Origin of the sequence: Inquilinus sp., assembly GCF_039594555.1 — a bacterium.
Lineage (GTDB): Bacteria > Pseudomonadota > Alphaproteobacteria > DSM-16000 > Inquilinaceae > Inquilinus.
The window spans coordinates 23,932-30,513 of record NZ_JBCNNF010000025.1 but is presented as its reverse complement, the minus strand read 5'-3'; the positions used below and the strand labels follow the sequence as shown (position 1 = coordinate 30,513).

General features: G+C 68.9%; 8 protein-coding genes. 6 read left to right on the top strand and 2 right to left on the bottom strand.

Annotation, left to right across the window (positions count from 1 at the left end; all coding sequences use genetic code 11):
- The first annotated feature begins 72 nt into the window (after window positions 1-72).
- The 6 genes from ABDW35_RS04680 (at window position 73) to ABDW35_RS04655 (ending at window position 5,228) form a co-directional block, all read left to right on the top strand.
- Window positions 73-801, top strand: coding sequence for an ABC transporter substrate-binding protein (locus ABDW35_RS04680; RefSeq protein ID WP_343712690.1), 729 nt, complete (start codon window positions 73-75; stop codon window positions 799-801).
- Between the two features lie 85 nt (window positions 802-886).
- A complete protein-coding gene (locus tag ABDW35_RS04675) occupies window positions 887-1,879 on the top strand; it encodes an ABC transporter permease (protein ID WP_343712689.1) in 993 nt (330 codons plus the stop codon).
- Window positions 1,876-2,805 carry a nickel transporter permease gene (gene nikC / locus ABDW35_RS04670; RefSeq protein ID WP_343712688.1) on the top strand — a complete coding sequence of 310 codons (930 nt, stop codon included), beginning with the start codon at window positions 1,876-1,878 and terminating at the stop codon, window positions 2,803-2,805. Before ABDW35_RS04675 ends, nikC begins: the two co-directional genes overlap by 4 nt.
- Window positions 2,806-2,816: 11 nt before the next feature.
- Complete coding sequence (locus ABDW35_RS04665) at window positions 2,817-3,656, top strand: ABC transporter ATP-binding protein (protein ID WP_343712687.1); 840 nt, start codon at window positions 2,817-2,819, stop codon at window positions 3,654-3,656.
- Between the two features lie 2 nt (window positions 3,657-3,658).
- Window positions 3,659-4,438: an ABC transporter ATP-binding protein gene (locus tag ABDW35_RS04660; RefSeq protein WP_343712686.1), complete on the top strand. Its 780-nt coding sequence runs from the start codon at window positions 3,659-3,661 to the stop codon at window positions 4,436-4,438.
- A gap of 82 nt (window positions 4,439-4,520) precedes the next feature.
- Entirely contained in the window at window positions 4,521-5,228 is a 708-nt protein-coding gene (locus ABDW35_RS04655; RefSeq protein ID WP_343712685.1) for a phosphatase PAP2 family protein, read from the top strand.
- Between the two features lie 254 nt (window positions 5,229-5,482).
- Here the strand turns inward: ABDW35_RS04655 and ABDW35_RS04650 are convergent, their stop codons facing one another.
- Window positions 5,483-6,241 (bottom strand): helix-turn-helix transcriptional regulator, encoded by a 759-nt coding sequence (locus tag ABDW35_RS04650; RefSeq protein WP_343712684.1) that lies wholly within the window; start codon window positions 6,239-6,241, stop codon window positions 5,483-5,485.
- Window positions 6,242-6,449: 208 nt separating this feature from the next.
- Window positions 6,450-6,578, bottom strand: coding sequence for a hypothetical protein (locus ABDW35_RS04645; protein ID WP_343712683.1), 129 nt, complete (start codon window positions 6,576-6,578; stop codon window positions 6,450-6,452).
- Window positions 6,579-6,582 lie beyond the last annotated feature (4 nt).

Below are 6,582 nucleotides of genomic sequence, written 5' to 3'. Positions count from 1 at the left end.
GTTATAGCATGTAATTTTAAGGTTGGGCTATGACTTTTTGTACGGAACATTCATTTTTTAGTATTTTGATACATTAAAGGCACTTGTTTACACCCGCCCTTCGACAAGCCGGAGGTGCGGCAGGCGCTGAAATACCTGATCGACTATGACGGCATCGTCGGAACCATCATGCATGGCCTCGCCACCGTGCATCAGACCCTGGTGCCGGCGGGGATGCTGGGGTCGATCGACGACGCGCCCTTCAAGCTCGACGTCGACAAGGCCAAGGCGCTGCTGGCCCAGGCCGGCCTGCCGGGCGGGTTCAAGGCGACGATGGATGTGATCAACCAGTCGCCCTATATCGACATCGCCCAGGCGCTGCAGGCCAGCTTCGCCCGGGCCGGCGTGACGCTGGAGCTGATCCCGGGCGACGCCCGGCAGGTCCTGTCCAAACAGCGCGCCCGCAAGCACGAGATCTATATCGGCCGCTGGGGGCCGGACTATGAGGATCCGGACTCCAATGCCGGGACCTTCGCGGTCAACGCCGACAACAGCGACGCCACGGCCTCGAAGACCCAGGCCTGGGCCAATGGCTGGCAGGATGCGGCGATGACCGCCGATGCGCAGCAGGCGGTGCTGGAGACCGACGGCGCCAAGCGGGCGCAGATCTATGCCGACCTGCAGCGCCGCCACCAGCAGGTGTCGCCCTTCGCCTTCATGTTCCAGCTGTCCGAGGTGATCGCCAGCCGCAAATCGGTCCAGGGCCTCACCTGGTCGGCGACCTATGACAGGAACCAGTATTGGACCGGCAGGAAGTCTTGACCCCGTGACCGCCACCAACCTTCAGCCGGTCCCCGCCCGGCCCGGCGCTGCCCGACGCCGGCGGCGGCGCGGCCTCGCCCTCCGCATCGCCGGCGTGGTCGCCTCGCTGGCGACCACCTTCTTCGGCCTTCTCCTGGTCACCTTCTTCATCGGCCGGGTGGTGCCGATCGACCCGGTGCTCGCCGTGGTCGGCGACCGGGCGCCACGCGACGTCTATGAGAAGGCGCGGCTGGAGCTCGGCCTCGACAAGCCGCTGTGGGACCAGTTCGCCCGCTATGCCGGCGACGTGCTGTCGGGCGATCTCGGCACCTCGGTGCTGACCTCGCGCCCGGTGCTGGAAGATATCGGCCGGGTGTTCCCGGCGACCTTGGAGCTGGCGACGCTCGGCGTGCTGTTCGGCATCGTCTTCGGCGTGCCGTCCGGGGTGCTGGCGGCGGTGCATCGCGGCCGATGGCCGGACCATCTGGTCAGGGTGGTCGGGCTGATCGGCTATTCGGTGCCGATCTTCTGGCTCGGCCTGGTCGGGCTGCTGCTGTTCTACGCCAAGCTCAGCTGGGTCGGCGGGCCGGGGCGGCTCGACGTCTTCTATGACGGGCTGGTCGACCCGGTGACCGGCGTGATCACGCTCGACGCCGCGCTGGCCGGCGAGTGGGACGTGTTCTGGAACGCCGTCGACCATTTGATCCTGCCGGCGGCGCTGCTGGGCTATTACAGCCTGGCCTATATCAGCCGGATGACGCGGTCCTTCATGCTCGACCAGCTGCGCCAGGAATACGTCACCACCGCGAGGGTCAAGGGCGTGTCGGAGTGGGCGGTGATCTGGCGCCATGCCTTCCGCAACATCCGGGTGCCGCTGCTGACCGTGGTGGCGCTGTCCTATGCCGGCCTGCTGGAAGGGGCGGTGCTGACCGAGACGGTGTTCGCCTGGCCTGGCCTCGGCCAGTACATCACCAACTCCCTGCTCAACGCCGACATGAATGCGGTGCTCGGCGGCACCATCGTGGTCGGCGCCGTCTATATCGGGCTGAACATGCTGTCCGACCTCCTGTACCGCGTGCTGGACCCGAGGGCGCGATGACCGATCTGACATCTCCACGCCCCGACAGCTGGCGCGGCTGGCTGCTCTCCGACACGCCGCATTCGCGCGGCCAGGCCCGGCTCGGGCGGCTGTACCTGCTGTGGCTCGGCCTGGCCCGCAACCCGCTGGCCATGGTCGGCTTGGTCATCGTCCTGCTGCTGCTGGTCGCCGCGGCGATCGCGCCGCTGCTGGCCCACCAGTCGCCGATCGAGCAGAATTTGGCGGAGCGGCTGCAGCCCTTCAGTTCCGCGCATTGGCTGGGCACCGACGAGCTCGGCCGGGACATCTGGTCCCGCATCATCTACGGCACCCGGCTGACGCTGCTGATCGTGGTGCTGGTGGCGATCACCGCGGCCCCGGTCGGCCTCTTGATCGGCACCGTCTCCGGCTATCTCGGCGGCTGGGTCGATGCGGTGCTGATGCGCATCACCGACATCTTCCTGGCCTTCCCGAAGCTGATCCTGGCGCTGGCCTTCGTCGCCGCGCTCGGCCCCGGCATCGAGAACGCGATCATCGCCATCGCCATCACCTCCTGGCCGCCCTATGCCCGCATCGCCCGGGCCGAGACGCTGACCATCCGCAACGCCGATTTCATCAGCGCGGTTAGGCTGCAGGGCGCCTCCAGCGCCCGCATCGTCGCCCGGCACATCGTGCCGCTGTGCCTGTCCTCGGTGATCGTCCGGGTCACGCTCGACATGGCCGGCATCATCCTGACCGCGGCGGGCCTCGGCTTCCTCGGGCTCGGCGCCCAGCCGCCGCTGCCGGAATGGGGCGCGATGATCTCCAAGGGCCGCAGCTTCATCCTCGACCAGTGGTGGGTCGCGACCATGCCCGGCATCGCCATCTTCGTGGTCAGCCTGGGCTTCAACCTGCTCGGCGACGGGCTGCGCGACATCCTCGACCCGAAGCAGGGTGGGCAATCATGAGTGCGGGGGGCATGAGCCGGCCGCTGCTGGAGGTTCAGAACCTCTCGGTCACCTTCGACACCGCCAAGGGCCCGGTGCGGGCCGTGCGCGGCATGAGCTTCACCCTTGGCCGCGAGAAGCTGGGCATCGTCGGCGAAAGCGGCTCCGGCAAGTCGATGACCGGCCGGTCGATCCTGCGGCTGGTCGGGCCGCCCGGCCGGGCCCAGGCCGACCGGCTGGTGTTCGACGGCATCGACCTGCAGCGCCAGAGCGAACGGCAGATGCGGGCCATCCGCGGCCGCCGCATCTCGATGGTGATGCAGGACCCGAAATTCTCGCTCAACCCCGTGGCCACGGTGGGCGAGCAGGTGGCCGAGGCCTACCGCATCCACAAGCGCGCCTCGGCCCGTGAAGCCAAGCGCCGGGTGCTGGAGATGTTCGAGGCGGTGCGCATCCGCGACCCGGAGCGGGTGTGGGGCCTGTACCCGCACGAGGTCTCGGGCGGCATGGGCCAGCGCATCATGATCGCGATGATGCTGATCCCCGACCCGGACCTCTTGATTGCGGACGAGCCGACCTCGGCGCTGGACGTCACCGTGCAGATGCAGGTGCTGGCGATCATCGACGACCTGGTGACCCAGCGCGGCATGGGGCTGATCTTCATTAGCCACGACCTCAACTTGGTGGCCAGCTTCTGCGACCGCATCCTGATTATGTATGCCGGCCGGGTGGTGGAGAGCTGCCGGGCGGCGGAGCTGCACCAGGCGAAGCATCCCTACACCCGCGGCCTGCTCGAATCGCTGCCGCAGATCGGCGACACCCGGCCGTTCCTGCCGGTGCTGCAGCGCGACCCGGCCTGGCTGGAGGCGTGACCATGGCGGACCCGATGATCGCGATCGAACAGCTGGACGTCATGTTCGGCGACACCCACGCGGTGCGTGGCGCCTCGCTGGCGGTGGAGCGGGGCGAGAGCTACGGGCTGGTGGGCGAAAGCGGCTCCGGCAAATCGACGATCCTGCGCGCCTTGTCCGGCCTGAACTGGGACTGGACCGGCCGGGTCACGGTGGACGGGCGGGAGCAGGGGCGGCACCGCGACAAGGGCTTCTTCAAGCTGTGCCAGATGGTGTTCCAGGACCCCTACGGCTCGCTGCATCCGCGCCAGACGGTGGATGCGACGCTGATGGAGCCGCTGGCGATCCACGGCCTCGACAACCGCGATGCCCGGGTCGAGCGGGTGCTGAAGGAGGTCGGGCTCGGTCCCAGCTTCCGCTTCCGCTATCCGCACCAGCTGTCGGGCGGGCAGCGCCAGCGCGTCGCCATCGCCCGGGCGCTGGTGCTGGAGCCGCGGGTGCTGCTGCTGGACGAGCCGACCTCGGCGCTCGACGTCTCGGTGCAGGCGGAAATCCTGAACCTGCTGAAGCGCCTCCGGGCCGAGCGGGGGCTGACCTATCTTCTGGTCACCCACAACCTCGCCGTGGTGTCTGTGATGTGCGAGCGGCTGGCGGTGATGAATCGCGGCCGCATCGTCGAGACGCTGACCGCGGCGCAGCTGCATGACGGCACGGTGGCCCAGCCCTACACCCGCCAGCTGCTCGAGGCCAGCCGCGGCTATGACCGCGCCGCGGCCGACCGGATCGAGGATTTCGCCGCCTGACGCTCCGGAGGGCGGCGGCTGTCATCCGGCTGTCATCGGCCGGGTCTAGGGTCCGCCGTCCTCATCCCATCGGAGCATGCCCATGCGGCGATCCATCCTGGCCTTCGGCCTTCTGGTGCTGGCGGCGATCGGCCCCGTCCCGTCACAGGCCGAGGAGGCGAAGCCCTTCGTCACCGACAAGGAGATCAACCTCCTGCAGCTTCTGCCGCCGCCCCCGGCGAACGACTCGGCGCAGACCAAGGCCGAGCTGGGCGAGGTGCTGACCCTGCAGGTGACCCGCACGCCGGAGATGGAGCAGGCGGCGATCGCCGACGCCACGGAGGATGTCTGGCGCTTCAGCAATGTGATGGGCCCGAAATTCGTGCCGGCCGGCCTGCCGGTGTTCAGCGCCTTCTTCGACCGCGTGGTCGCGACCGAAGGCGTGGTGGTCGACCCGGCCAAGGACGTCTGGAAGCGGCCCCGCCCGCATCAGCTCAGCGACCTGGTCAAGCCGGCGGTCAAGCTGTCGAGCTCGGGCTCCTACCCGTCGGGCCATGCGACGGTCGGGACGCTGATGGGCGTCATCCTGTCCGACATGGTGCCGGAGAAGCGGGCCGAGATCATGGCCCGGGCCTGGCAGTTCGCGAACAACCGGGTGATCGGCGGCATCCATTACCGCTCCGACATCGAGATGGGCCGCATCGCCGGCACGGTGATCGCCTTCGAGCTGCTGCAGCGCCCGGATTTCCTGGCCGAATACGAGCCGGCCAAGGCCGAGCTGCGCCACACGCTGGGCTATAGCGGATCCTGAAACAGGGCGGGCGGTGCCCGGCGGCACGGCGCGCCGCCTCACCGGGATCAGGGCGGCACAAACGCGAAGGGCCATGGCAATCCTCTCTCAGGCCCGCCGCTCCGACGGGCTGATCATGTCGCGGGGATGGTGCGGGGCGGCCGGTCCGGCCGCGCATCGCCGTTGCCGGCGTCTGCCGCCGGGTGCGTGATCGACTGCGGATATTGTCCCAGGATGGGAAAATCCTCTCAACCCCCAGGATTGGGGGATCGGGCCTAGGGGTCGAGCAGGCCAAGGCTCAGGGCGCTGGCCACGGCCTCGCTGCGGCTGGTAGCCTGCAGCTTGCGCATCGCCGAGGCGACGTATTCATTGACGGTATAGACCGACAGGGCCAGGTGCTGGGCCGCCTGCTTGCTGGAGGCGCCGCGGGCCACCCAGGCCAGGCAGTCGCGCTCGCGCGGTGCCAGCAGCGGCGGGTCGCTGGAGCGTGAGGCGGCCGCGGACAGCCGGCCGCGGATCTTCAGCGCCCGGCCGACATGCGGGCCGAGATGCCACAGCAGCCGGACGTCCTCGTCGCTCCAGTCGGGGCGGCGCCCGGAGCGCCAGAGCGAGAGATGCGCGCCAAGACCGTTCCGGTCGAAATCGACCCAGTAGAGGCCGCTGTGGCCGCCCTGCGGGCGGATGTAGTCGTTGTAGAATTCGGTGCGGATGAAGTCGGCCTGGGGCACCAGCATGCGATCCACGAAGACCGGCCTGGCCGGCAGCTGCTGCAGCATCGGCAGGATCGGCCAGGTCGAGTGGTAATGCGCGTTGTAGAGCGGGATGTAGGCGGGGTCGCAGCCGACGCGGATGGCGATGTCGGCCGCCCTCGGCGCGCCGGTCGGGTGCAGCGCCGCCGCCTCGCCGCCGACCAGCTCCAGGATCCGGCCCAGCACGACCGTCCAGTCCTCGTCGCCGAGCGCGGCGTCGTAGGTCTGGCCGACCAGCTGGGCAATGGCGCGGTCATCCGGCATGGCGAAGCAAGGCAAGAGCACGGCCGGCCACCGGCACGAGGCCGGCAGCCGGTCGGGACTATAGCAGATTTCATGGACTTTCGACCGCCCGACGCGTGCGCGGCACCGCTGGAAGGAAATTACCGAGAGGCAGGCCGGTCGCCTCGACTCCTGAGGCTGAGAGGGCGGTATAAGGAAAGGGCGGTCGAGCGCGGCGGGCCCGCGGCCACGCTCCTGGACGTCATGGCCGTCAGTGCAGGGTCATCAGCAGGACCGCTGCCGACAGGGCCGTACCGCCGGTGACAGCGGCGAAGGCCGGTCCGGCGCGCCACAGCAGCACTCCGATCAGCCCGAAGGCTGCCATCAGAACCGGATTCATCTGT

What these genes read in the sequence shown, in the direction of transcription:
- nikC (WP_343712688.1), top strand. Translation starts at nt 1,876, where the DNA reads ATGACCGATCTGACATCTCCACGCCCCGACAGCTGGCGCGGCTGGCTG.
- ABDW35_RS04665 (WP_343712687.1), top strand. Translation starts at nt 2,817, where the DNA reads ATGAGCCGGCCGCTGCTGGAGGTTCAGAACCTCTCGGTCACCTTCGAC.
- ABDW35_RS04660 (WP_343712686.1), top strand. Translation starts at nt 3,659, where the DNA reads ATGGCGGACCCGATGATCGCGATCGAACAGCTGGACGTCATGTTCGGC.
- ABDW35_RS04655 (WP_343712685.1), top strand. Translation starts at nt 4,521, where the DNA reads ATGCGGCGATCCATCCTGGCCTTCGGCCTTCTGGTGCTGGCGGCGATC.
- ABDW35_RS04645 (WP_343712683.1), bottom strand. Translation starts at nt 6,578, where the DNA reads ATGAATCCGGTTCTGATGGCAGCCTTCGGGCTGATCGGAGTGCTGCTG.